General features: G+C 71.3%; 17 protein-coding genes. 6 read left to right on the top strand and 11 right to left on the bottom strand.

Going from position 1 to position 26,118, the window contains the following annotated elements:
* Positions 1 to 53: 53 nt before the first annotated feature.
* Positions 54 to 3,023: an IPT/TIG domain-containing protein gene (locus tag TBR22_RS10225; RefSeq protein ID WP_239492877.1), complete on the bottom strand. Its 2,970-nt coding sequence runs from the start codon at positions 3,021 to 3,023 to the stop codon at positions 54 to 56.
* A 261-nt stretch (positions 3,024 to 3,284) separates the two neighbouring features.
* Between TBR22_RS10225 and TBR22_RS10220 the strand changes: the two genes are divergently transcribed.
* The gene (locus TBR22_RS10220) at positions 3,285 to 4,118 is read left to right on the top strand and encodes a DUF4097 family beta strand repeat-containing protein (protein ID WP_239492876.1); all 834 of its coding nucleotides are present in this window, start codon (positions 3,285 to 3,287) and stop codon (positions 4,116 to 4,118) included.
* On the opposite strand, the gene TBR22_RS10215 is transcribed toward TBR22_RS10220, so the two are convergent.
* The 3 genes from TBR22_RS10215 to TBR22_RS10205 form a co-directional block, all read right to left on the bottom strand.
* Positions 4,063 to 4,974: a DUF3810 family protein gene (locus TBR22_RS10215; protein ID WP_239493486.1), complete on the bottom strand. Its 912-nt coding sequence runs from the start codon at positions 4,972 to 4,974 to the stop codon at positions 4,063 to 4,065. The two genes, TBR22_RS10220 and TBR22_RS10215, sit on opposite strands and share 56 nt — an antisense overlap.
* 107 nt (positions 4,975 to 5,081) lie before the next feature.
* Complete coding sequence (locus TBR22_RS10210) at positions 5,082 to 6,422, bottom strand: NAD(P)/FAD-dependent oxidoreductase (RefSeq protein ID WP_239492875.1); 1,341 nt, start codon at positions 6,420 to 6,422, stop codon at positions 5,082 to 5,084.
* Complete coding sequence (locus tag TBR22_RS10205) at positions 6,419 to 8,107, bottom strand: amidohydrolase family protein (RefSeq protein WP_239492874.1); 1,689 nt, start codon at positions 8,105 to 8,107, stop codon at positions 6,419 to 6,421. Before TBR22_RS10205 ends, TBR22_RS10210 begins: the two co-directional genes overlap by 4 nt.
* Positions 8,108 to 8,220: 113 nt before the next feature.
* Here TBR22_RS10205 and TBR22_RS10200 point away from each other — a divergent pair, with 113 nt between their 5' ends.
* The gene (locus TBR22_RS10200) at positions 8,221 to 10,293 is read left to right on the top strand and encodes a molybdopterin-dependent oxidoreductase (RefSeq protein ID WP_239492873.1); all 2,073 of its coding nucleotides are present in this window, start codon (positions 8,221 to 8,223) and stop codon (positions 10,291 to 10,293) included.
* Between the two features lie 54 nt (positions 10,294 to 10,347).
* Here the strand turns inward: TBR22_RS10200 and TBR22_RS10195 are convergent, their stop codons facing one another.
* Together TBR22_RS10195 and TBR22_RS10190 are read right to left on the bottom strand one after the other, a co-directional pair.
* The gene (locus TBR22_RS10195; protein ID WP_239492872.1) at positions 10,348 to 10,893 is read right to left on the bottom strand and encodes a protein-disulfide reductase DsbD domain-containing protein; all 546 of its coding nucleotides are present in this window, start codon (positions 10,891 to 10,893) and stop codon (positions 10,348 to 10,350) included.
* 7 nt (positions 10,894 to 10,900) lie between these two features.
* Entirely contained in the window at positions 10,901 to 12,775 is a 1,875-nt protein-coding gene (locus TBR22_RS10190) for an alpha-amylase family glycosyl hydrolase (protein ID WP_239492871.1), read from the bottom strand.
* A gap of 252 nt (positions 12,776 to 13,027) precedes the next feature.
* On the opposite strand from TBR22_RS10190, the gene TBR22_RS10185 reads away from it, so the two are divergent.
* From TBR22_RS10185 to TBR22_RS10175, 3 genes are all read left to right on the top strand, one after another.
* Positions 13,028 to 13,987 (top strand): HD-GYP domain-containing protein, encoded by a 960-nt coding sequence (locus TBR22_RS10185; RefSeq protein WP_239492870.1) that lies wholly within the window; start codon positions 13,028 to 13,030, stop codon positions 13,985 to 13,987.
* A gap of 61 nt (positions 13,988 to 14,048) precedes the next feature.
* A complete protein-coding gene (locus TBR22_RS10180) occupies positions 14,049 to 14,606 on the top strand; it encodes a DNA-3-methyladenine glycosylase I (RefSeq protein ID WP_239492869.1) in 558 nt (185 codons plus the stop codon).
* A gap of 70 nt (positions 14,607 to 14,676) precedes the next feature.
* The gene (locus TBR22_RS10175) at positions 14,677 to 15,915 is read left to right on the top strand and encodes an ABC transporter permease (protein ID WP_239492868.1); all 1,239 of its coding nucleotides are present in this window, start codon (positions 14,677 to 14,679) and stop codon (positions 15,913 to 15,915) included.
* 26 nt (positions 15,916 to 15,941) lie between these two features.
* Here the strand turns inward: TBR22_RS10175 and TBR22_RS10170 are convergent, their stop codons facing one another.
* The 4 genes from TBR22_RS10170 to TBR22_RS10155 form a co-directional block, all read right to left on the bottom strand.
* Positions 15,942 to 20,612 carry a translocation/assembly module TamB domain-containing protein gene (locus TBR22_RS10170; RefSeq protein ID WP_239492867.1) on the bottom strand — a complete coding sequence of 1,557 codons (4,671 nt, stop codon included), beginning with the start codon at positions 20,610 to 20,612 and terminating at the stop codon, positions 15,942 to 15,944.
* 2 nt (positions 20,613 to 20,614) lie between these two features.
* Complete coding sequence (locus tag TBR22_RS10165; protein ID WP_239492866.1) at positions 20,615 to 22,543, bottom strand: outer membrane protein assembly factor; 1,929 nt, start codon at positions 22,541 to 22,543, stop codon at positions 20,615 to 20,617.
* 106 nt (positions 22,544 to 22,649) lie between these two features.
* Positions 22,650 to 22,871, bottom strand: coding sequence for a KGG domain-containing protein (locus tag TBR22_RS10160; protein WP_370651506.1), 222 nt, complete (start codon positions 22,869 to 22,871; stop codon positions 22,650 to 22,652).
* A 217-nt stretch (positions 22,872 to 23,088) separates the two neighbouring features.
* Entirely contained in the window at positions 23,089 to 24,501 is a 1,413-nt protein-coding gene (locus TBR22_RS10155; RefSeq protein WP_239492864.1) for an MDR family MFS transporter, read from the bottom strand.
* Between the two features lie 26 nt (positions 24,502 to 24,527).
* Here TBR22_RS10155 and TBR22_RS10150 point away from each other — a divergent pair, with 26 nt between their 5' ends.
* Positions 24,528 to 24,800, top strand: a complete 273-nt coding sequence (locus TBR22_RS10150; RefSeq protein ID WP_239492863.1) for an oxidative damage protection protein — start codon at positions 24,528 to 24,530, stop codon at positions 24,798 to 24,800.
* Here TBR22_RS10150 and TBR22_RS10145 read toward each other — a convergent pair.
* Positions 24,784 to 26,058: an ATP-grasp domain-containing protein gene (locus TBR22_RS10145; protein ID WP_239492862.1), complete on the bottom strand. Its 1,275-nt coding sequence runs from the start codon at positions 26,056 to 26,058 to the stop codon at positions 24,784 to 24,786. The two genes, TBR22_RS10150 and TBR22_RS10145, sit on opposite strands and share 17 nt — an antisense overlap.
* Positions 26,059 to 26,118: the final 60 nt, after the last annotated feature.

The raw sequence follows: 26,118 nt of genomic DNA, 5'->3' as shown, positions 1-26,118 counted from the left end.
GCCGTCTTACGCGATTGGTGCGCCCTGCCTGGGTCATGCCTCACGAGCCGTGCCTAGGGCAGCGGCATCGCCACGGCGTTGGTGCCTGCCGCCCAGGTCGTGGTCGCCGTGCTGCTGTACGAGGCCCGCTCCACCACCAGGGGCGCCGTGCCCGTCACGCTCTCGACCAGCACGCTGAACCGGCCGCTGGCCACTTCCGGGAAGGTCGCGGCCACGTCCAGCGAGTACCGCCCGTTGGCCGTCACCGTGTCCTGCACCGTCCGCCCCGCGCCCTGCTCGGTCAGCAGCGTGAACTTCACGCCCGTCGCTGTCGCGCCCGTGTTGGCCACCAGCACGTAGGTGCTCGCCTGTCCCGGCCCCCCGGCCTCGCCGTCGGCCACCAGCCACCGCGCCGCCGTCGTCGTCGTGCCACGGCTGTTGTGCGCCTCCACCCACTCGCCGGCCGGCGTTGCCCGCCACCACATCGACCGCTCCACCACCACCGGCGTCGCCGTCAGGCACTCCACCACCACGCTCACTTCCGCGTTGGCCAGTTCCGGCGCTTCCTGGTCCACCCAGATGGTCAACCGGCTCTGGGCCGCGGCCGTGTAGGTCTTGACCAGCGGCGCCTTGCCCGCCCGCAGGTAACTCACCCGCAGCTGCGCGGCCGCCGTGTTCGGGTTGGCAATCAGCACGAACTCGTCGAAGGTCCCGCCCGTCGCGCCCTCGGCCAGGAACCACCGCAACGCCGGCGCGTCCACCGCCGCGCTGTTGTGCCCGGCCGAGAACAGCTCGTTGCCGTTGTTGCGGTACATCGACCGCTCCACCACCACTGGCACGTCGTTGAGCGAGGTGATGCTGGCCGACATCTCCGCCGCGGCCAGTGCCGGATCGTCCTTGTTCACCCAGATGTTGGTCCGCGACAGGGGCGCCACCGGGTGGATCTTCTCGATCCGCTGCCCGGTCGCCAGCAGGTACTGCACCTTGACCTGCGCCGCCGTCGTCGTCGGGTTCTGCAGCAGGTAGAAGGTATTGAACCCGGCAATGGTCGCGCCCTCGGCCAGCACCCACGAGGTGCGCGGGGCCTCGACGCCGATCTCGCTGTGCGCGCCGTAGGCCGGCCCGCCGGCCGCCCACGTCATCGTCCGCTCCACTCCGATCACCTTCGGCGCCTCGAACTTGGTCGCGAACGCCTCGGAAGCCAGCGCCGGCCGATTGTTCTCGTCGATCGTGAGCCGGGCCCGCGCCGGCAGGGTCACCTGCATCGGCGTCGCGGTGCCCTGCGTGTCGGTGAAGGTCACCGTCACCGGCACCGCCTCGTCGTGCGGGTTGGCCAGCGCAAACCGCGTCTGGAAGAACCCGCCCGACGCGCCCTCGGCGAAGTACCGCGTGAAGGGCGCCGGGGCGGACGTCTGCTCGTAAGTGAAACTGGCCGGCGCCACCGCCGACTGACCGCCTGCCGTCACCAGCGACACGCCCACGGTCCCCGCCGGGTGCGCCGGCGTTTCGGCGCTAACCACCGTGTCGCTCGACGACAGCACCCTGGCCGGCCGACCGTCCACCGCCACCGTCGGCTGTGCGCCGAATCGCTGCCCCGTGATCGTGATGACGGTGCCGCCCGCGACCGGTCCCTTCGCAGGTGTCACCGAGGTGATGACCGGCGTGGTGTCGTCGTAGCCATAGCCGTTGACGAGCGTCGCCGACTGTCCGTCGGCATTCTTCACGAGCACGCTCACCGCACCGCTGGTGTGGGCGGGCGCCTTGACGACGAGCGTGTCGGGCGCGAGCGAGGCGATCACTGCCGGCACGCCGCCGAACGACACCGTGGCGCCTGCCGCGAACGCTGATCCGCTGATCGTCACGGCATTTCCACCCTCGGTCGGTCCGTTGGCGGGAGCCACCGCCGTGATCGTCGGCGCGGCGTTCACGTACGTGTAGACGGCAGGGGCCCAGGCCAGCTGCGCATCGGGGTTGGTGACGGTGAGTCCGACGGTCGCGGGCGCGTGGGCCGGCATGCGAATCACCAGCCGCGACGCCGTGACCGAGATCACCGTCGCGGGCAGGGCATCGACCGACACGCTCACGCCCGCATCGAAGTCGGCGCCGTCCACCTGCACCTCGGTGCCGCCGACACTGGCGCCGATGGCCGGCGTGACCGACGTGATGCGCGGCGCCGGGCCGCGGTACGTGAACGCGTTGGGCAGTTCGACGCCGTTGCCATCAGGGTTCACGACGCTGATCGCGACGGTCCCCCTCGACTGTGCGGGCGTCCGAGCGACGAGCCGGGTGGTCGTCACGCTCGACACCGTGGCCGCGATCGCGCCGAAGCGGACGATCACGCCGTTCTGGAAGTTGGTGCCCGTGATGACCACGTCGGTGCCGCCCGAGGTCGGGCCCAGCGCCGGTGCGAAGCTGCTGATCGCCGGCAGCGCCGACGCCACGTAGGTGAACGCCGCGGCACGGCTCGCCGTGCCGCCGTCGGGATTGGTGACCGTCACCGCCGCCGCGCCCGCCGCGCCCGCCGGCGTCCGGGCGGAGATCGCCGTCGCCGACACCGAGAGGACCGTCGCGGCCGCGGATCCGACCCGCACGGTGGCGCCTGCCACAAAGCCGCTGCCGGCGATGGTCAGGGTCGTACCGCCCTGGGTCGTGCCCGTCGCGGGCGTGACCGAGGTGATCGCCGGTGTGGAGATGGACGGGGCCAGCGTGACGACCACCTCGTTGGAGTAGGCGCTGTGCTGCCCGGCCACGTTGAAGGCTCGGATGGCGAAGTAGTACGTGCCATCGACCAGGCCGGTCACGTCCTGGGTCACCGCCGTGGCGGGGACGGTCAGCGACTGGCTGTAGCTGCCAGGCGAGGTGCCCCACACGAGCACGTAGCCCGCGAGATCGGGCTCGGTGTTGGCGTCCCACGAGAGGCGCACGGAACCGGCGACGGCGTGTTCGACCTGCGCAACGAGCAGGAGGCACAACGCCAGGAACGAGCGACGGAGGTGGCTGGCGAGGCCCGGGCGTACCATGCCCCCGAAGTGGGCACGGCGCATGCCCTGGTGGCGTCGCCGCAGGATCGCTGGATTTCTGCGGGAATCGGCACAGGTGGCATGTCTGCGCGTGTGAAGACGGTCACAACCCGATTACGTTTTTGAAGCAACAATGTCGAAACTTTGTTATTCACCACCATGGATAGTGTTCGCTGAAGGTTGACCCACCTTGGATAGCGTGCGGCACGGTGCGTTCGTCGCCGGCTGGGGTGAACAATGGGAACATCGCCGGCGTCCTGACGTAAGGGTCTTGCAGGAGATCCCATGCAACTGCCGTCGCGTGCCCTGTGGGCCGGTGCCCTGTTCCCCTTCGCCTTGCTCTCAGGGGGCTGCGAGCTGATGATCGCCGGGCCTCGCGCCCAGGCGTCGGACCGCTGGGAGAAGACCTACGCCGTCAACCCCGGCGCCCGCCTCGAGATCGAGAACACCAACGGCGCCATCCAGGTGTCGACGCACGAGGCGCCGTCCTTCCAGGTCGTCGCCCACCGCACCGCACGAGCCGTGAGCGAGCAAGGGGCACGCGAGCTGCTCGAACGCACTCGCCTGGAAGCAGGAGCCACCGCCGACCTCGTGCGCCTGGTCACCCCCCGTTCCCAGGGCTTCACCAAGGGGCAGCAGGTGGACGTGCGCTACGAGATCCTCGTCCCCTCGAGCGCCTCCGTCACCCTCACGACCGTCAACGGACGGGTCGAAGTGACAGGCGTGGCCGGCGCCGTGGCGCTCGAGACCGTCAACGGCGGCATCGACGCGCGCGCCATCCCGACCCTCACCAAGGCCGAGACCGTCAACGGCAGCGTCCGGCTCGAACTCGCCGGCCTGCCCGGACCGGGCGCCCGGATCGAAACCGTGAACGGCAGCGTCAGCGTCTCGCTGCCCTCGCGCGCTGCCGCCGACGTCTCGGTGCGGACCGTGAACGGCGCCATCACGGTCGACGGATTCAGCCAGTTGCAGGAAGGCGAGCGTCGCCGCCGGCATTTCGAGGGCAAGGTCAACGGCGGCGGACCCACGTTGCGCGTCGAGACGGTCAACGGTGGGGTGACGATCAACGGCGGCGCGGCGCCGGCCACGGCGACGGCCGCCGACGCAGAGTCCCGCTGACGATGTCGCCGGCGCCGACCAGGACCCGCGCGACAGCGTCGTAGCGCGCGACCCCCTCGGCCACACGGTTCGCCTTCAGGAACCGGTCGTAGGTCTGCCACGCAATCAGCTGCACCCACGGGCGCTGCTCGGCCAGCCGCGCCGCAATCGCCCGCAGGTCGGCGCGGGGGCCCTCGCCCAGGGCCGCCAGCACGCGCTGACGCCGCTCACGATCCAGTCCCGTCAGCACATGGGGCAGCACGGCCAGGCCGCTGCTGTACTTGAGCGCCGCCGAGCCACGCTGGCACGCCAGCCAGGCCACGATGCTCGCATCGGCCTCGTCGGCAAAGCCGGCCAGGTGCGCGTACTCGTGCGCCGCGAGCGCCGGCAGTTCCATCGGCAACACACGGCTGTTGAGCAGCACCTCGAGGCCGAACGGGTTGGTCATCCCGTCGATGCCCGCGTTCCGGAAGTACACGTCCAGCATCGTGCGGCGGGGCCTCGGCAGCCACGGCGTCCAGGGTTGCCCGACCTGCGACAACGCGTCGGCCATCAGGGGAGCGAGCACTGACGGCAGTTCGGGCCGCGACGGAAAGCCGGCTGCGTGCGCCGCGCCGTGCAGGGCATTGAGCTGGGCGACGAGCCCCGCCGCAAAGGCTTCGCCGCGCTCCACGGTCACCTCCGCGGGCGTCAGGCCGAGGCGGACCTCGACCGTCGGCACCTGGTAGTGCCAGCCCCAGGCCAGCAGGAAGACCAGCCACGCGGCGGCGACTGCGGCCAGGCCGAGCACCACGGGCATCGGCCGCAACAGTGCGAGGCGGCGCGACCAGACCAGCCACGCCAGTGCGCCCACGAGCACCAGCAGGCACGCGTCCATGGCCGACACGGGCAACCTTGCGCTGACGCGCGAGACGAGTGGTTGCAGCGCCTCGTAGCCCCGACGCCACGCCGCGAGGACGGGCGCCGGCAGGCGCGCGGCAGCCGTCAGCGCGGCGAGGGCGACGAGGAGGACGGCGGCGACGAGGCGACGGGGTCCTGCCCCGTGATGAGCCGGATGCCGCGCTGGTGCGTGAGGTAAGCCCATGCCCACTGGACGAGGACGGCCAACCGATTGCGGAACCCGGTCAGCTTGAGGACGTGAATGAAGAGCCACAGCCACCACGCAAGGGCCCCGGAGAACCGCCAGCGTCCGCCGAAATCGGCTATCGCCGAGTGCCGGCCGATGGTGGCGAGGTTGCCCAGATCGTGATACCGGAACGGCCGTGGCGGCTGGTTGCCGAAGCGTCGGAGGATGTTCTCGACGGCGTGCGCGCCCTGCTGCATCGCGACCTGCGCGACGCCGGGCAGCAACCGGCCGTCCTGCTCGACATGCGCGAGGTCGCCGACGACGTACACGTCGTCGAGGCCGGGCACGGTGAGGTCCGGCTGGACGATCACGCGGCCGACACGGTCCACCTCGACGCCCAGCGAGCGACCGAGCGGCGAGGCCGCGACGCCGGCGGCCCACAGCACCGTCGACGCCTCGATGCGGCTGCCGTCGGCCAGCGTGACGCCCTGCGCGTCGATCGCGGTGACGGGCGTCTGCTTGCGCACCTTGACGCCGAGCCGCACGAGCGACGCTTCGGCTCGTGCCTGCAGGTCCTCGGGAAAGGCACCGAGGATCCGTGGCCCGGCTTCCACGAGCAACACCTGCGCGCAGCTGGTGTCGATGGCGCGGAAGTCGCGCGCGATCGAGTGATTGGCCAGTTCGGCGAGGGCGCCGGCCAGCTCCACGCCGGTCGGCCCGCCTCCCACGATCACGAACGTCAGCGCGCGACTGCGGGCCTCGGCATCGGGCGTGCGTTCGGCCTCCTCGAACGCCAGCAGCAGGTGGCGGCGGATCAGCCCCGCGTCCTCGAGGGTCTTCAGGCCGGGCGCGTGCGCCTGCCACTCGTCGTGGCCGAAGTAGGCATGTGTCGCCCCGGTCGCCAGGATCAGCGCGTCGTAGCCGAGTTGCCCGACGTCGAGGTGCAGGACGCGCGCCTGCGTGTCCACCCGCTGCGCCTCGCCGAGCAGCACCTGCACGTTCTGCTGACGACGCAGGATCCACCGGATCGGCGACGCGATGTCGCCCGGCGACAGGCCGGCCGTTGCCACCTGGTACAGCAGCGGCTGGAACACGTGATGGTTGCGACGGTCGACGAGCACGACGTCGACGTCGGCCCAACGCAGGGCGCGCGCCGCCTGCAGTCCGCCGAAGCCGCCGCCGACGATCACCACGCGCCGGCGTCCGGGCGTGGTGCGCACGGCGACGCGGGCGTCGCCGCCGGGCACCGACCCGGTCATCGCGTCCCCCCGACCGGCACGGGGGCGGCAGTGGCCGGGCGGACGACTCCCGGGCCGAGCAGTCCGCGCCCGGCCCGCTGTCCGGTCAGCTTCCCGTCCCGCACGGTCACCACCCCGTTGACCACCACGGCGCGCATGCCTTCAGGGTACTGCCTCGGACGCTCGAAGGTGGCGCGATCGCGGATGGTGGCCGGGTCGAACGCGACGAGATCGGCGAACCAGCCCGGCCGCAACTGGCCCCGCTCGGCGATGCCCATCTGGGCGGCCGCGCCACTGGTCATCCTGCGGATCATCTCGGGCAGCGCCACGAGCTGCTCGTCGCGCACGTAGCGTCCCAGCACTCGCGGAAAGGTGCCGAACCCGCGCGGATGCGGACGGCCGACCGCCATCGGCCCGTCGGCCGGCTGTGCCGACGAGTCGCTGCCGATGCTCACCCACGGCTGCCGCAGCACCTCGCGCACGTCGTCTTCGTGCATCAGCGCGTACAGCGCGGCCACGTGCCCGTCGTGCTCGATCAACAGGTCGAAGAAGACGTCCCAGGGATCCCGGCCGCGCTGCTGCGCGACCTCGGTCAGCGTGCGCCCGATCACCGACGTGTCGCCGCCCTGCCGCACGTCGGCGATGGTCACGCCGTCGAACCCGGCGCTCCGCAGGAAGTTCTCCCAGCCATCGTGGCCCCGGGTGATGTCGCGCTTGATGCGGGCCCGGGTCGCTGGATCGGCGATGCGTCGCAGCATGGCGGTGTCGCCGCCGTCGTGCACCCAGTCGGGCAGCGAGGCGTCGAGACTGGTCCCCGCGACCGGATACGGGTAGGCAGTCGCCGACACGTCGAGCCCGCGGGCACGCGCCCGCTCGATGCGCGCGACGATCGCCGGCATCGACTTCCACTTGCTGCGCGTGGCGACCTTGAGGTGATAGACGACCACCGGGATGTCGGCCTGCTCGGCGATGGTGATGGCCTCGTCGAGCGCCGTCTCCAGCCTGTCCCCTTCACCGCGGATGTGCGACACGTAGCGCCCGCCGTGCGCGGCGGCCGTCCGCGCCAGCGTGACGATCTCGTCGGTGCTCGCATACGACCCGGGCGGGTAGATCAAGGCGCTGGAGAGGCCGAACGCGCCCTCGCGCATCGCCTTGTCGAGGCGACGACGCATCTCCTCGAGTTCCTCCGGCCGGGCGTCGCGCTGCGCCGTGCCGACCACGTCGACGCGCAATTGGTTGAGGGGCGCCAGCGTGCCGACGTTCACCGTGATGCCGCGCCCGGCCAGCCGCGTCAGGAACCCGTCGACGCCGCCCCAGTCGAAGGCGATCCCGAGCCTGGTGAGGAACGGCAGGTCGGCCGAGCCGGGAATCCACAGCGCCGGCGTGCTCGCTTCGCCGATGATCTCCGACGTGATGCCCTGGAGCACGTGACTCGCCCCGGCGCCGTCCTCGAGCAGCGTGCGTCCCGATTGCCCCTGCGTGTCGATGAACCCGGGCGCGACGACCAGTCCCGTCGCGTCGAGCGTCGCGACGCTGGCGCGCCCCGACAGATCGCCGATCGCCACGATCCGATCGCCCTTGACCCCGACGTCGGCACGCATCGCCGGCGTGCCGGTGCCATCCAGCACCCAGCCGCCGCGCACGGCGAGATCGAACTCGGGTGGCACCGCCCGGCACCCGCTGAGGGCGACGGCCAGCGCTGCCACGACGGTCCAGCGGAACGCAGACGAGGTGCGTCGCCGACGGGCGGATGCGTCGGCGGTGATGCACGTGACGAGGGGTCCGGGGCACCCAGGCATGCTGTGCCAGAATACCGGCAGTGCCTGCCAATCCCCGCCGAAGAAGCCCGACCGTCGTCGAAACCGCCTGTCCGCTGGACTGTCCCGACTGCTGCAGCCTGAGGGTCAGCGTCGAGCAGGGACGCGTCACGGCGGTCGACGCCGGACCGGCGAGCCCCACCACCGGCATGTTCATCTGCGGCAAGGTGCGCCGCTTCACCGAGCACCTGTATGGCGAGCAGCGGCTGCTGACGCCGGAGATCCGCGACGGAGCCAAGGGGCTCGGCAAGTTCCGGCGCGCCACCTGGGAAGAGGCGATGTCGCTCATCGCCGATCGGATCCGGGAGGCCCGCGACCAGTTCGGCGGCGAGTCGATCCTTCCCTACTCGTACGGGGGCTCCAACGGCTTGCTGACCCACCAGAGCACCGACGCCGACCTCTGGCGGGCGCTCGGCGCCTCCCGTTTGGCCCGCACCGTGTGTGCCGCACCGACCGGAGTGGCGGCGCAAGCCATGTACGGGAAGATGGCGGGCGTCGCCTACGAGGACTACGCCAGGGCACGCCTGATCATCGTCTGGGGCGCGAACCCCTCCGGCTCCGGCATCCATCTGGTGCCCTTCCTGAAGCAGGCACGCGAGGCTGGCGCGACGCTGGTCGTCATCGATCCCAGGGCCACGCCCCTGGCGCGCCTGGCGGACCTGCACCTGCCGGTGCGACCGGGCACCGACCTCGTCCTCGCGCTCGGCCTGGCGCGCGACCTGTTCGCGCGCGGCGCCGTGGACGAGGCGTTCCTCGCGCGCCACGCCTCCGGCGTCGAGGCGTTCCGCGAACGCGCCCTGCCGTGGACCTTCGATCGCGTCGCGGCCATCACGGGCCTGCCCGAGGCGGCCCTGCAGCGGCTCGCCGACCTGTACGCGACGACCAGGCCGTCGGTGATCCGCTGCGGCTGGGGGCTCGAGCGCAATCGCAACGGCACCGAGGCGGTGATGGCCGTGCTGGCGCTGCCGGCGCTCGTGAACGCCTTCGGGGTGTCCGGCGGCGGCTTCACGATGAGCAACAGCGGGGCGTGGAAGATCGATGGCGAGCGCTGGCGGCGACACCCCGAGCCGACGACGCGCGTGATCAACATGAACCAGCTCGGCGAGGCGCTCGCGCCGGCCACCACCCCGCCGGTGAAGGTGCTGTTCGTCTACAACAGCAACGCCCTGGTGACCTCGCCGGACATGAACCGGATCCAGCAGGGTCTGCAGCGCGACGACCTGTTCACCGTGGTCTTCGACCAGGTGCGCACCGACACGGCGCGGCTGGCCGACGTGATCCTGCCGGCCACCACCTTCCTCGAGCACTACGACATCACGCGCGGCTACGGCAACTACGCGATGCAGTTGGTCAAGCCGGTGATCGAGCCGATCGGCGAAGCGCGCCCCAACGTCGTGGTCTTCAGCGACCTGGCCGCACGCCTCGGCCTCGGCGAGGAAGAGGACGAGACCGACGCGCTGCTGCGCGTCACCGCCGGCCTGCCCGAGGACCTCGCCGCCAGGGTGATGGACCAGCAGGCCGTGCCGCCGCCGTCAGGGGCGCGACCGGTGCAGATGGTCGACGTGTTCCCGAACACGCCCGACGGTCGCATCCATCTCTACCCGGAGACGCTGGCGACGCAGGGGCCGCTCTACAGCTACGAGCCCGACCCGGCCTCGGCCGAGTTCCCCCTCGCCCTGATCTCGCCGGCGAGCGAGAAGACGATCAGTTCGACCTTCGGGCAACTGCGCACCAATGTCGCGCGCCTGCAGATCCACCCGGCCGACGCCGAGCGTCGCGCCATCGGCGATGGCGACCCGGTACGCGCCTTCAACGCCCTCGGCGACGTGCACTGCATCGCGCAGGTGACCCCGCTCGTCGCGCAGGGCGTCGTCAGCCTGCCCAAGGGGCTGTGGCGGCAGAGCACCATGAATGGCGAGACGGCCAACGCGCTGGCGCCGGCCACCCTCGAGCGGCACTCGGGCGGCGCCTGCTTCAACGACGCACGCGTCGAGGTGGCGCGCATCGTCAGCGCGTCAGTCGGCAGCTCGGAAGTCAGCCTCTTCGTGCCCGCCAGCCCGCGCGACGTGCACTGACGGCCCGCGCGCCGCAGTTTCGGGCTCGGGAGGCCGGCCAGGCCAGCCCGCCGGTCATCGCGGTCGCAGGCGGACGGTCAGGCTGCGCTGCTCGGCGCGATAGCAGACGCGGTCGTCGCACGCCTGGTATCGCACCAGCAGCGTGATCGGCACACCGTCGGCCGACGTACGCACCTGATCGCGCAGGCGCCCCTTGACCGTGAACCCGCGCGTCACGCGGAACGGCCTCGTGTAGACGTTGGAGGTCTCTCCCGTCGGCGCGAACACCGAGATCTCCGAGGCCGGATAGGCGTGCGAGCCGCCGACCAGGTCGGGGCGCGACTCGAACTCCAGCCGGAACGCCGTATAGCCCTCGGCGTCGTGTGCATAGATGTGCATGCGCGGTGAGGGCGTGACCGCCAGCGTGATGCTGCCGGTGCCGTCGGGACCGACGCGCGACTCCCCCACGACCTGGGCCTGCAGGTGACGGGTCTGGATCCCCCCTTCGGGCAGGTCCGCCTCGCCCGGCAACACCAGGGCGGGCTGGCCCGGACGGCCCTGGGCGACCAGCACGAGGGGCGCGGCGATGACCAGCAGCGCGCAGGCGGCGAGGACTCGCATACCTCGATTACACCACGGCCGTGAGCCAGGCCACGCCGTAAGGCGGCAGGTGCACGGTCAGGCGGTCGCCCTCGGGGCGGTGGGTCCGGCGCGACAACACGTCCACCCACATCTCGGCCGGTCCCGTGACTGCCGACGGCACGTCGGCCACCTGCGACTCCGCCGTGACGTTGACCAGGGCCAGCAGCCGTTGCACGCCGGGCCGTTCCCGCAGGACGCCGAAGACGTGCGGCCCGAGATCGAGCACGGCCTGTGAGGCCGCCGGATGGAACGCCGGCTGCGCGACGCGGCGACGCACCAGGCGACGCATGCGCCGGCCGACCTGTGACTCCCGGCTGGCCCGGTCCTCGAGGGCCCGCACCAACGTCGCCTCGTCGTACGTCCGCCGGTTGATGCTGCGCTTCTCGGCCCCCCGGCGCACCGTCTCGGTGTCGTTGGTGGCCCCGAACAGCGTCGGCAGGTAGATGCCGGGGACGCCCTGCAGCACCAGCGCGAGGGCCCGCGCCGCCACGAAGCGGGCCACCTGCAGCGCCTGCGGCTCGCCGGCGTCGTCGCGATTGAGCGCGCTGTACCACGTGATGTTCAGCTCGTACGGACTCTCGGTGCCATCGCCGTTGGACCGGTACGAGACGTACCCGCCGTGGGCCCGGGTGCGCGCGACCAGGTCACCGATCTGCTCGTCGGTCAGGATGCCGCGGGCGCCGAGCAGGCCCACGCCGTCGTGCGACGACAGGAAGTTGAAGAACGTCGTCGTCGGCGAGGGCGGCGCCAGGGTGCGGGCCCACCGGGCCAGCGCGTCGCACGAGCCCGTGTGGAACGTATGGAGCACCAGCGGCGGCAACGCGAAGTTGTAGACCAGTTGCGCCTCGTCCGAGCCGTCGCCGAAGTAGGAGACGTTGTCGACGTGCGGCACGTTGGTCTCGGTGATGAGCGCCACGGCCGGCGCCGCCGCATCGAGCACCGCGCGGAACAACTGCACCACGGCATGTGTCTCGCGCAGGTGCGCGCAGCTGGTCCCCAGTTCGCGCCAGATGTAGGTGACCGCATCGAGGCGCACGAGATCGGCGCCGCGCCGCACGTAGGCGAGCAGGATCTCGACGACCCGCAGCAGCACGCGGGGGTTGCGGAAATTCAGGTCGACCTGGTCGGGCGAGAAGGTGGTCCAGACGTACCGCGTGCCATCGAGGGTTGCGAAGGGCGTGAGGAGGTCCGAGGTGCGCGGCCGCAGGATCAGGCGCAGGTAGTCGGGAGCGATGGCGTCGCGCGTGGTGAAGGCCACGAAGAAGTCCTCGTAGCCGGGGCGACGGTCGCGGAAGTGCTGGAACCAGCGGGACCGGCTCGACGCGTGGTTGAAGACGCCGTCGAACATCAGCCGGAACTCGCCCGCGAGCGCCGCGATGTCGTCCCACGTGCCCAGCCGCGGGTCGACCTCTTCGTAGTCGATGATCGCGAAGCCGCGGTCGGACGAGTACGGGAAGAACGGCAGGATGTGCACGGTGTTCATGGCGCCACGCATGAAGCGGCGCAGGAACCGCGCGAGTACCTGCAGCGGCGGGTGGCCCGGAGAGGTCAGCAGGTCGCCGTAGGTGATCAGGACGACGTCGCGCTCGCTGAAGCGATCCTCGGGGCGGAAGGCCGCCTCGCGCCTGCGCAGGTCGTCGCTCTTGTGGGCCTCGTGGACGCGCAACAGGCGTTCGAGTTCGGGGAGGATGCCATCCACCGCGTCCTCGCCGTACATCACGCCGAGGAGCCTGGCGAAGCGGCGCCGCTGGTCGTCGGTCAGGCGAACGGCGGGACGGGTGTAGTCGGGCTCGGTCGCGTAGGGGACGGGTCGGCCGCCGGGGGTCGCAGGAGCGCCCGTGGGCCGGGAGTCGAGGGCCATGGGTCACCCTAGCAGACCGATGGCGCCACGGAGCTCAGCCATGGTCGGCGACCCGACGGGCGATCACGAATCTGTCGGTCCGCCGGCCGGAACCGTGCTCCAGCGCCTGCGCCGCGCGCCGATCTTGCCCGTTTCGCGCTCGACGGCTGAGGCATGGCACTTGCTCTGCCCCTGTGCGTGGCGACCCCGGCACACGCAGTCCGAGCAGCGGCCGACGGCCCCGAGGGGGCAGTACGGGCGGCGTTCGGACACGTGCGGCCCCTCTACATCCCGGTCCAGCTCGACGGCCTGGTGATGGACTCGGTGGTCGACTTCCACCTCTACCTGCAGACCTCGCCGGGCCACTTCATCCTGTTCCGCGGGCCCGACCTCGAGTTCACGACCGTCCACCATCAGCGGCTGCTGGCCAACAACGTCCAGACCCTGTGGCTGAAGGGAGACGAGCGCCGCCGGTACGAACAGTACGTCGAGCGACACCTCGAGACGTTGCTGGCCAACCCGCAGATCGCCACCCCGCGCAAGGTGGAACTGCTGCGGTCGGCAGCCCAGACGACCCTCGAGTCGATCATGGTGGACCCGCGGCACACCGACGCGGTGCCCCGGACGCGCCGGGTCGCCAACCAGACCGTGCAACTCATCGTGCGCGAGAAGGAGGCGCTGGCCCACATGGCCGCCCTCATGGCGCGCGATTACGACACCGTCCGTCACTCGATGAACGTCAGCGTCTTCGCCACGGGCCTGGCGGTGGCGGCCGGCGTCAAGAATGCCAGCGACCTGCGCGACATCGCGCTCGGCGGCCTGCTGCACGACATCGGCAAGAGCGAACTGCCACGGGAACTGATCGTCAAGCCGGGTGCGTACACCGAGGAGGAGATGGCGCTGATGCGCACCCACGTGGTGCGCGGCGAGGCCATCCTGCAGCAGGACGGCCGGATGGGGTCGCTCGGCATGGTCGTCGTGTCGCAGCACCACGAGCGGCTCACGGGCCTGGGCTACCCGCGGGCGCTCGAGCCGCAGCACATCCACCTGTTCGGCCGCATCGCCGCGATCTCGGACGTCTACGATGCGATGACCAGCGACCGCAGCTACCAGCGGGCGATGAAGCCCGTCGATGCCCTGCACCTGATGTCCACGCACCTGGCCTCCCACTTCGACCAGGACCTGCTGCAGCAGTTCGTCAAGTCACTGCGCGCGCCGCGTCCACAAGCGTAGCGACGGACGCCCTTCGGCCTTCGGCATTCGCATCGCCGCATCGCGGCACTATCCTGTCCGCATGCTCCGTTGCTCCTGGTGCGGCACCGACCCGCTGTATGTCGCCTACCACGACGAGGAATGGGGCGTACCGCTCCATGACGACCGCGCGTTGTTCGAACTGCTGATTCTCGAGGGCGCCCAGGCTGGGCTGAGCTGGCTGACCGTCCTGCGCAAGCGTCCGGCGTACAGGGAGGCGTTCCACGGCTTCGACATCGCCCGTGTCGCCGCGTACGGCGAGGAGGACGTGGCCCGGCTGCTCGCCAACCCGGGGATCGTGCGCAACCGCCTGAAGGTGCGTGGCGCCATTCGCACCGCCCGCGCCGTGCTCGACCTGCAGGCCGCGCACGGCTCGCTCGACGCCTTCCTCTGGGCCTTCGTCGGCGGTACGCCCCGGATCAACAGGCCCGCCACGTTGGCCGACGTGCCCACGGTCACGCGCGAGGCGACGGCGATGAGCCGGGCGCTCGTCAAGGCGGGCGCCACCTTCGTCGGCCCGACGATCTGCTACGCGTTCATGCAGGCGGCGGGACTGGTCAACGACCACGTCGCGACGTGCTGGAAGGCGCCGGCTGCCTGACGCGCCACGAGTCGTGCGCTCATGACTCACGAAACGGAACTCGCGCCGGCCGCCCTCCGTCTCCTGCCCCGTGCCTGCTGCCGTTTCCACCGGGCTGGACGCGCTTCGTGCCAATCCGCTCCGCACGCTGCTGTCCACGGTCGGCGTCGTGATGGGTGCCGCCTCGCTCGCCGCCGTGCTCTCCCTGGGCGACGGCGCCGAGTCGTTCGCCCGTGAACGCATCGCCTACGAAGGCATGCAGCGCGTGGCGGTCGAGGCGAAGACGTCCGACCTGATCGACGGACACCGGGTCCCCCGGGAGCGGTACCCGATCTTCACGCCCGACGACGCGCAGGCCGTGGCGACCGTCCTGCCGGGCACCGAGGTGCGCCTCGAGGAGACCGGCACCGCCCTCACCGGCTGCTCGTCGCCCGGATGCGCCGCCGCGCCTGGCGCACCCGCTCCCCACGCCGTGCGGATGCTGGGTCTCTGGCAGGCTGGACGGCAGGCCGCGCCGCCGCTGATGGCGGGCCGGTGGTTCACCGAGGACGAGTTGCGCACCGGCGCGCGCGTCGCCGTGACGACTCCGCACACCGTGCGCATCGTCGCGGGGCAGGAGCCGGCCATCGGCCAGTTGCTCACGCTCGGGCGGGCGTCGTATCGCGTCGTCGGCCTGGTGGCCGACCGGCCCGGCAAACCGGAACTCACGGTGACGGTGCCCCTCGACACGGCCGCGGATGCGCTGGTGCCGGTGCCGCAGCCGCGGGCTCGGTCGCTGGTCGTCGTGGTCGACACCGTGGAGCAGGCGCCCGACACCCGCGCCAGGCTGGAACGCCTGGTGCAAGCCCGCGCCGACTGGCGAGGCCAGGCACAGGTGATTGCGCACGGGCCCGAACGCCTGGCACAGGTCGCCCAGGGCATCCTGGTCATGAAGCTGCTGCTCGGGGCCTTCACGTCGATCTCGCTGCTGGTCGGCGGCATCGGCATCATGAACGTCCTGCTGGCGTCGGTCGCGGAGCGCACCCGCGAGGTCGGCATCAGGAAGGCCGTCGGGGCTCGGCGGCGCGACATCCTGGCGCAGTTCCTCACCGAGTCGGTCGCCATCTCCGCCACGGGCAGCCTCATCGGGGTGATCGCCGGACTGGCCGGCGCCTACCTGGTCACCGCCGTCATCCGCGCGCGCACGGAGGCCCTGCTCTACGCCTCGGTCAGCGTGAGCACGATCGTGGTGAGTGCCGCCGCGGCGCTCGTCGTCGGCCTGGTGTTCGGCACCTACCCCGCCCTGCGGGCGGCACGCCTCTCGCCGATCGAGGCGATCGTCCGCGAGTGAGACGCGCCGCCGGCAATCGCCGGCGATCAGAACGAGAAATAGAAGACGAGATCGACGCCGTAGCGCTCGATGCGCTGCGTGAGCGAGCGGTTGCCGGCACTGAGGCCGTCGCCCTCCGCGACGTTGCCCTGCAGGCGCAGGAAGTCGGCCAGACGGTACTCGAGCAGGAACTGCGACACCTGCTGGTTGCCGAACTGCTGACGGAAGCGCAGGAAGAGATCCTGCGTGACCTGCTGGCCGATCACCACCGCGGGGTTGACGCGGCCCGTCGGATCGGTCGTCTCCACGTCGAACTGGTCGAGGTCGAGCGTGCTGCCGATCGCCTCGGCCAGCGGCGACACCACGAAACCGGCGGCGATGCCACCGGCGCGCTGGGCCAGCGAGTTCTGCTGGCCGGTGCCCAGCTGGTTGAGCGGCTGGTTGAACACGATCAGCGCCAGGATGTCGCCCTCGTCGAGCGGCGGCGTGGACGACAGGGAGAGTTCCGGCTTGCGCGCCGTGCCCTGGATGCGGACGCGCGCCTCGACGCCCTGGATGACTCGCTGCGCGGTCAGGTCGAGGCGCGGGTCGATCTCCTCGTTGCCGCGGAACAGGATCTGGCCGTCGCGCACCAGGTCGAACCGCCGCCCCTGGTACGAGTAGATGCCGCGCACGGTGTTCACCGACCCCAACAGCACGAGCGGCTTGCCCGCCGTCTTGGCGACCCGGAAGTTGCCGCCCAGCGTGGCGTTCAGGTCGCCCACCGAGGCCCGGGCCGCCTCGATGCTCTGCCCCCGCACCACGAGGTTGTCGGGGATGCGCACCTGGATGTTGAGGGCCGTGTCCGCGAACACACTGCTGGCGTCGGCGGCTGCCGCCTTCGCAGCGGCGGCTGGAGCAGCGGCTGGCGCGGCGGCGGGCGCCGCGGGTGATGCGGCGGATGGCGCGGTGGCTGGTGCGGCAGCGGGCGCCGAACCCTCGGCCGCCGGCGGCACGGGCGTGCTGGCCACCGGCCGTCCGGTCGACGGATCGCCAAGTGGGCCGGGCGGCGGCGCGCCGGGCGTTCCCGGCGCCGGCGGTGGCGAGGCCGGCACGGTACCCACGACGAAGGTGTTCTGCCCGTCGACCAGTTGCGGGATGCGATCGTCCTCGCCGAGCAGGTCCGGCACGATCTCGCCGCGCAGGCGCGCGGTGGGAATGCCCTGGTACTCGGCCTGCGTCGCGTAGGCCGAGTCGGTGAACTGCGGCAGGATCTCGTCGAGTTCGAGGCGCCCGTCGGACACCTCGAGGGTGCCCTCGACGACCGGCGCCAGCAGCGTGCCGCTGATGGTGAGATCGGTGTGCAGGTCGAGCAGGCCGAACTCGTTGTCCAGGACGCGGAAGTCCTTGCCCTGCATGCGCAACTTGACGGTGCGCGCCTGCTCGCGACTGAGCCCCAGTTCCCCCTGGACGGTCAGCAGGTCGCCGTTGTCGGTCTCGACCCCGAGTTCGCTGATAACGACGCGCTCCTCCTCGAACGACAGGACGGCATCGAGGTTCTTGTAGGTCACGCCGGTGAGCGGCAGCACGAACGTGCCCTTCATCAGGAACAGCGCGCCCTCGATGTGCGGGTCGCGCCCCGATCCGGTCACGCGGACGTCGATTTGCGCCTGCCCGCCCAGCCTGGTGACCTGCGGTGTGATGCCTTCCGCCAGGGCGAGGTCGATCGGCGTCGAGACGATGGCCACGTCGAGCCGGTCGGCGGCCGTCGACGCGACGTGCTCGTCCGAACGCCCCTCGAGAATGGTGCGAGGGACGACGCCCTTGGCCGTGAGGCGCGCAAAGCCGTCCTTGACGAGTTCGACGTCGACGAGCGCCAGCATGCCGTCGAAGGTCACGCGGCCGCCGACACGCTGCACGTCGATGTTGCGGATGCGTCCCTGCGTGAGGGCGAACGTGCCGTCGGCGAGCGGCCGCTCGCGGGTGCCACCGAGCGTCGCCGTGCCCTCGAGGATCCCGTCGGCCGGCGTGTCCACGGCGGCCAGCAGGAGCACGTCGCCCACGTCCACCGCGGTGGCCTGCACCCGCAGCGACGACTCCGCGTCGTCCTGCAGGCCCACCGTGCCCTCGACGGCGAGACGCTGCGCCCCATTGGCGAGCTCGAGCGCGCCGATCGTCGCCTGCCGCGTCGTGAACACGGCCCGAGCCGTGGTGCCGGGCGCCAGCCCCCAGCGCACGCCATTGCGCGCGATGTCGAGCCGCTCGAGTTGCAGCCGCTGGCGGCTGGCCTCGAGGGCGAGCGCGCCCCTGGCGGCGAGGTCGCGGAGGCCGTCGCTCCCGGTGACGTCGAACCGGACCTGATCCTGCGTGTAGCCGACCGTGCCGTTGGCGACCGGCCACACCTGCCCGGCCACCTGCACCTGCTGCGCGTCCACCGACGCCTGGACGTCGATGCGCTCGACATCGAAGTCGGGCAGGCGCACGGCGTACTGCGCGGTCACCGTGCCCGCGGCGGCCGTATCGCCGTAGGCGACCTGGTCGCCGGCGACGGTGCCGGTGACGAGGAAGTCGGCGCGCGTCCCGGTGATGCGCCCTTCCGTCGTGGCCGCTCCCGTCAACGGCAGGTCGGCGATCCTGGCGAGGTCGACCAGTGAGGTCGCCTCGACCCGGTACGTGAAGTCCGAGGCGTCGTCGGTCCCGATGCCCACGCGGCCACGGCCCGACAGCGTGAACCCGTCGCCGGCGCCCTCGAGACGTGACAGATCGAGCCGTCCCTGGTCGAGCACGACGTCGGCCGAGAGATCGCGGAACGGCACCTTGAAGAGCGTGGGGTGGTCGAGGCTCACCGTTCCGGTCAGGCCCAGCGTGTCGAGCGAGACGGCGCCGACATCGGGCACCGTGACGCGCGCATCGACCGTGCCGTCGAGCGTCCCCGTGGCCGAGGGGGTACCCGTCACGGTTTCGAGCTCGAAGCCCTGCACGCGACCCTTCGCCGCCAGCTCGAGGCGGTCACCGTCCAGGGTGACGTCGTAGGCCATCTCGGGGAGCGACCCGCCGTAGATGGTCGTGTCGGAGAGCGTGCCGGTCGCGGTCACGCGCAGGCCGGCGGCCCCGCGCTGCTCACCGGCCGCGTCGAAGGTGCCGTTGACGACGCCGGCCAGGCGAGCCTCGGTCATGGCCGGCACCTGCAGCGCCGCCCCCAGCCGCTGCACGTCGAGGCCGGCGACGGTGCCGGTCGCCCCGAAGGTGAAGCCGGCCGGCGTGCGCGCGAAGCGCCCCGTGGTGCCGTCGGCGAGCGTGGCGCCCTCGATCGTCGAGGGTGCGAGCGTGACGTCGGCAACCACCGCCGACAGCGGCCCCTTCACGGCATATCGCCCGGCGATCGCGGTCTGCAGCCGGGGCACGCGCAGGGCGGCTGGCAGGTTGCGCAGGTCGACGCCGGCGACACGCCCCGCGAGGTCGAGCGCGAGCTCGCGCTGGCCGCTCCCCGCGACGGCGATGGTCCCGGTGGTGGTCGCGGTCCCCCCGTAGGCGTTGGCTGACGCATCCAGGGTGATGGTGCGGCCGTCGATCCGGCCCTTCGCACGGACGTTGGTCGCCGCGTACCCGTAGGCGCCAGCGCGCGAGCCGCGGAACTCGAACGAGCCGTCGGTCGGGAAGCCCTCGGCGGCCGAGGGGAAGCGCAGGTCGAAGGTCGCCTCGCCGGTGATGCGGCCTGCCGCGTCGCGACTCTTGAGGATCGGCGCGAGCGTGAGGTCGGCCACCGCGAGCTTGCCGGCGACGCCGCGCGTCGGCCCGGTGGTGTCGATCGTGATCGCGCCCCTGGCGGTCCCGGCTTCCGACTGCGTGATGTCCACGTCCAGGCCGAGCGCGTCGAGCGTGCCGGTGACGCCGACGCGCAATCGCGGGTGCAGCGCGAAGTTGGCCGCCGGGACGAGCCTGGCGATCTCGGGCAGCGACACCGGCTGCCCGGCGACCTGCAGGTCGAAGGCCCACGGCGCCGACGGCTGGGCACGGGTCAGCGTGCCGTTCACGCCCAGGGTGGACTCGCCGGTCCGGACCGACAGATCCTGGAAGCGCCAGCCGGTCGGGACGCTGACGAAACGCCCGGCGAGTGCCCGCATGTCGAGGTCGGGCTGACCGGCGCGAAACGTCAGCCGGCGGACGTCGACGCTCAGCTCACGAGGGCTGCTGGCGATGCTGCCCTCGAAGGCGAGCCCCTCGATCCGGCGCGGGATGGCCTGCGACCGCGGCACGCCCACTTCGCGGACGGTGACGCGCCCGTCGGTGACGCGGACGTCGGGGAGCGAGAACGTGGCGCGGGGCTTGTTCGGGTCGGCTGGCGGACGCGGCTTCAGCAGGTGCGCGACGTTCCACCCTTGCGGCGTACGGACGGCGTCGATCTCGGGACGCTCGATGTCGATCCGCTGCACCACCCGGCCCTTCGACAGCAGGTCCCCGAGGCCGTACGAGAGCCGGACCCGGCCGACACGCACGACGGTCGCGCCCTGCTGGTCGAGGGCGACGTCGCGCAACGTGATGCCGCGATAGAGATCTCCCTCGACCGCGCCGATCACGAGGTGGCCCTCGAGTGCCTGGTCGGCCTGGCGCATCGCCAGTCGCCGCAGCCGCTCGCGGAACCAAGCCGTCTGCGTGAGGACCGCAGCCGCGGCCACCAGACCCACGAGCAGGACGGTCAGGACCGCCAGGGCGCGCAGCGCCCGTCGTCCCCGTGTCATGGTCAGAACGCCTGCCCGATGCTGAAGTGGATCCGCCAGCGGCGGGGCTCGGGCTCGCCGTTGACGAGCAGGCCCTCGATGCGCGTGACCTGGTAGCCGAGATCGACACGCACGGGGCCGATGGGGGTGCGATACCGCAGGCCCGGGCCGACGTCCACGCGCAGGTCGTCGAGGTTGATGTCGAAGCTCTCGTACCAGACGTTGCCGGCATCGACGAAGGCCACGACCGAGAGTTGTCCGAACGCCGGGACGCGGAGTTCCCCCGAGCTCTCGAACATCGAGTGGCCGCCGATCGGGTTGCCACTGAACGTGAGCGGGGCGATCTCGAAGCGCCCCCAGCCGCGCAGGCTGGCCGACCCACCCAGGAAGTACCGCTTGAAGAACGGCACGTTGCGCGCCAGCACGCCGTCGGCCTCGATGGTCCCGACGCGCGCCCGTCCCGCCAGGACGAGCGGGCCGAACGTGTGGTACTTGCGCGCCTCCACGGTGTACTCGCGGTAGTTGTAGTCACCGGGCAGCCACTGCCCTGCCTGCTCGACGTGCGCCTGCAGCAGGTAGCCGCTGCGCGCGTCGATCAGGTTGGGCGTGGTGTTCCTGTTCAGGTCGACGGCGAGCGCGATCAGCTGGCCCTTGGCGCGGCCGGTGTTCGGGTTGAGGCCAAGCGCGATCAGGTCGTCGTAGAACGCCGGATCCTCGAGCGCCTGCTCGGAGACGGTGTAGTCCTCGAACTCGTCCACGAAGGTGACCGACAGCGTGGTCAGCGACTGCTTGCGGCGCACCGGATCGCTCCGCTCGCGCTGCTTGGCGAACGTCACCCGTCCGCCCTTGGTCGTCAGCTCGTAGGCCGGCTCGTTGGCGTACCAGTACTGGGCGCCGACGCTCATCGAGATGCCACGCCGGAACAGCGACGGCTCCTCCACGTTGGCGCGGACGCCGCGATCGAGGGACGACCAGCGCAGCGTCGCCTGCGCCGTGCGGGCGCCGCCGAAGAAGTTCAGGTGGCGCAACGTCGTCGTGATGCGCGCCTTCTCCTCGCTGCCGTAGCCGGGCGTCAACGACAGCCGCCGCGGCTTGGCCTGCGTGAGCACCACTTCCACGGGCACGGGCGCGCCGATCGTCCCGTTCGGCTCGGCGTTGACCGAGACGAACTGGAAGATCTCGCGGTTGTACAGGCGCCGCTGGCTGTCGACGACCCGGCTGATGCGGAACTGCTGCCCTTCCTTCATGGACAGCAGCGACTTCACCCGGCCGTCGCTCACGCCGTCGTTGCCCCGGACGGTGATGCGGCCGAAGGTCGAGACCGGGCCCGGCTCCGCGATGACGTACAGGGAGACGTGCCCCGGCTGCGTGCCCTCGCCCTCGAGTACGTTGACCGACGCATACGCGTATCCCCGCTCCTGCAGGACGGCGAGGGTGGCATTGCGGGTGTTGCGGACGTCGCCCTGCACGCGTCGCTGCCCCGCGGCCAGGGACACCCGGCTGCGTACCGCCTCCTGGTCGCGGGGTGCGAGGACCTCGAACCCGAAGGTCTGGACGCTGTCGATGATGACCGGCGGCCCCTGTTCGACCTGCACCCGCAGGTCGACGGCGCGGGCCTTGACGTCCTTGTCGATGTCGACGCGGGTGACCCGGGCCTGCGGCCAGCCCTGATCGGACAGGAACGCGATGATGCGATAGAGGTCGGCCTGCAGTTGCCGTGCGCTGAAGTAGCGGTCCTTGCCGAGGAATGGAATCAACCCGCCGCTTTCGCGGGTCGCCAGGACGCTCGTGATCTGCTTGACGTCCAGCCCTGACACACCGTGTATGTCGAAGCTACGCACCTTGAGGCGGACCTCGCTGGCGCCCTCCTCCTGCGCCGACGCCGGCCCGCAGGCCACCAGCCACGCCAGGCAGCAGGCGCGCAGGCCCCGCCGCAGTGCTCGTCCCGTCACGCGTTCCATGTTGCCTGCGTTGGTACGGCGCCGACAACGTGAACCACAGAAAAAGAAAGGGCGCCCTCACGGACGCCCCAGGTGGTGCACGAAGTCACGGCCCGGCTTATTCGGCCGTGCCTCCCTCGGGAAGACGGCCGCGCCCGCCACGGCTGGCGCGCCCCCCCTTCCGGCCCGCCGCGCGAGCCTCCTCCGAAGTCCATTCGTGCGCGGTGCCCTTCATGTGTGCCGCGCGCCCGCCCTTGCTGGCGATTTCACGCTGCTTTTCCGGGGACATGGATGCGAATCCCCGCCGTTCCTTGCGTCGCGGTTCGCCCTGCTCGCTCATGTTGTCATTGCTCACGGTGAAGCCTCCCCTCAACGACTCGGACGCTCGCGGAAGTGCCTTGCGACCCTGTCGAAAGTCACCCTCACCTCTACAACAACCGTGCCAGCCTGAGGCGGTTTGTCCCACCCCGTCCGTGCGAGAACAGGCGCACTACCGCAAGTTAGGAATCAACAGGGCCTCCCAGGCTCATCCGTGTCTGAAAACCCAACAGTAATTCCTACACAGCCGTTGGCTTTTGCTCAGGTAGTCCCCCGGGCACCAGCAACGCCGACAGCAGCGCCACGGCCGACACGCCCGCCCCCAGGACGAAGGCCCGGTGCAGGCCGAGTGCGAGCGCGACGGGGGTCTGTCCCCCGACCGGGACGGCCGCCGCCACCACGGCCCCCATCACGGCCACCCCGATGGCGCCGCCGATGCTGCGCGTGAACTGCCCCAGCGAGGTGGCCACGCCGAGTTGCTCGCGCGCCACCGTCCCCTGCACGGCCAACAGCAACGACAGCATCGTCATGCCCATGCCGATGCCCATCAGGCCCAGATCGACGCGCATCTTCCACATCGGGCTGTCCAGCCCCACCATCGCCAGGCCGACGAAGCCGACGGTGACGAAGGACAGGCCGCCGATGATGAAGGGCCGGAACCCGAACCTCGGGATCAGCCGCCCCGTGACGATCGAGGTGAGCACCCAACCGAGGAGCAAGGGCGTGAGCACACTTCCGGCCTCGCGCGCCGATCGGCCCAGCGCCGCCTGCACGTACAGCGGCACGAACGCCAGCGCGCCGAAGATGCCGATGCCGAGCAACGTTCCGGTCAGGGTGGTGGTGGCCACCATGCGCTGGCCGAGGAGCGACACCGGCAGCAGCGGGTGCTCGGTGCGCCGCTCGCGGGCCACGAACACGACACCAAGCAGTACGGCGCCGGCATAGAGGGCGCGCACCACGCCGGGTGACAACGTCGCGTCGCGCACGCCGGTCTGGTTCAGGGCGAGCATCAGCGCCGACACGGCGGCCATGAGCAGGGCCGCGCCCACGTAGTCGACGTCTCCCTTGCGCTCGGCGTGCCGGTCGACGAGGTAGGTGCCCACCAGCCAGGCGGCGACCAGGCCGAACGGCAGGTTCATGAAGAAGATCCACCGCCAGGACGCGCTTTCGGTCAGCACCGCGCCGACCAGCGGGCCGGCCACCGACGAGACGCCCCACACGGCGGCGAAGAGCCCCTGGGCCCGGGCGCGCTCCTCGAGGGTGAACATGTCGCCCATGATGACCATGCCGAGCGGCAGCATCCCGCCCGCGCCGATGCCCTGCAGCGCCCGGTAGGCGATCAGTTGCGTCATCGACGTCGCCGCCCCACACAGCATCGACCCGACGATGAACAAGCCGAGCGCGAGGAGGTACGGTCGGCGCCGTCCGTGGACGTCGGCCAGTCGCCCCCACACCGGGGTCGTCACGGTGGACGTGAGCATGTAGCCGGAGAACACCCAGCTGTAGTGCGCCAGGCCACCGAACTGGTCCACCACCGTGGGCATCGCGGTGGCGACGATCGTCGCTTCCATGGCCGCGAGGAAGCTGCCCCCGAGCACGCCGAGGGTGACCAGGAGTCGGCGCGAGGAGCGCAGGCGATGGAGCAAGGACATGTCTAGGGCTCTGGTACGATCGCCCCATGCGTACCGTGCATTGCGTGAAGCTGGGGCGGGAACTGCCGGCGCTCGAGGAAGCCCCGTGGCCGGGACCGCTCGGACAGCGTATCTACGATAGCGTGTCCCAGGAGGCCTGGGACATGTGGGAAGAGCGGATGAAGATGATCCTGAACGAATATCGCCTGATGCCGTGGCAGAAGGAGGCGCAGGATCTGGTGGCCAAGCACATGGAGGAGTACTTCTTCGGAGAGGGCGCGTCCTTGCCTCCGGGGTACACGCCTAGCTCGACGACGTAGGCGTCCCATCGACCACCACGCGCAGCCGACGCGCCGCCGCCTCCAGGGTCGCGATCACGTCGTCTGGCTGCGCGCCCTGGGCGTACACCACCGCGACGCTGGTGCGGCCGCCTCCGGGCCTCAGCTGTTCCCCTCGCTGCGCCAGGACCTCGAGTCCGGTCACCCACGACATCGCGCCGACCTGGTCGACGCCCTCGATGGCCACGAGGCGTCCGGGCTCGGCCGCGTGCAACGCCAGCATCCCGCTCGCAATGGCCTGATGGCCGTAGCGATCGAGCGGACGCCCCAGCGCGTGCGCCAGCAGCGCGTCCTCGAACGTGCAGCGCGTGCGATCGGGCGCCACGACCGGGAGGGCGCGCGCCAGGCGCGCCGACGGCGGTCGCGGCGCCACCGACAGGACCACGATGTCCTGGCCGTCGACGCGACAGGTCGCATGCACCGGGCCATGGTGCAGGCCCAGCGCGAGCGCGGCACGGGCGACGTGGCCAGCCACCACGTGTTGCTCCTCGGGCGGCATGCGGGCCGGGCTCACGAGCAGGCGGCCGGTCGTCGCCGACGGGCCCGTCACGGTGAGTTCCTCGAAGAGCGCGAACACGCGGAGCGCACCGGCTTCGAGCACACCGTCGACGACGACGCCGCGACCCGGCACGATCCCTTCGACGATCAGGTCGCGGGTGGCCGAACTCCCTGCGTCGGCGCCCTCGCCGTCCAGGACCGCGGCCCATGACCGGCGTGCGTCGAGGAAGGCGTCCCACGAGTCGCAGCGCAGCGCGCCGCCCGGCGCGGCGGTGTCGCTGGCCGACACCAGGCACGGGAAGCGCACGCGGGCCAGCAGGCCGAGATCGTCGTCACCACCAGCGGGGACGCCGACAAACCACGGCGTCGGCAGTCCGGCGGCCAGGAATCGGCCACGCATGCGCAGCCGGTCGGCGCAGAGCGCCACGGCCTCGGGTGCGTGGAAGGGCAGGTTGCGGTCACGGGCGACGTGGGCAGCCAGCCACGCTGGACCCGGCCCGATGACGAGGACGCCGTCGATGGTCGCGCCATCGAGAGCGCGTCGCACACGATCGACCTGCGCCGGATCGCGCGCGAAGGACGCCGCAATCGCCCCGTCGCCCAGGGCCGCGGGAAGGGCGTCGACGCGGTCGGACACGATCCGCACGTCGGCCCCGGCCCGGCTGGCCGCCTCGGCGAATGCCTGCACCTCGGCGCCAGTTCCAGCGGTGAACAGCAGGACGGTGCGGCGAGACGCGATCACGGTCCCAGTGTAGCCGCCCGAACTGTCCGGCAGGCAGGCCTCTCCCCGCGCCAACGCGAA

It is taken from the genome of Luteitalea sp. TBR-22 (assembly GCF_016865485.1).
Lineage (GTDB): Bacteria > Acidobacteriota > Vicinamibacteria > Vicinamibacterales > Vicinamibacteraceae > Luteitalea.
The sequence above is the reverse complement of the archived record's forward strand: the minus strand, read 5'-3'. Positions and strand labels throughout refer to the sequence as shown.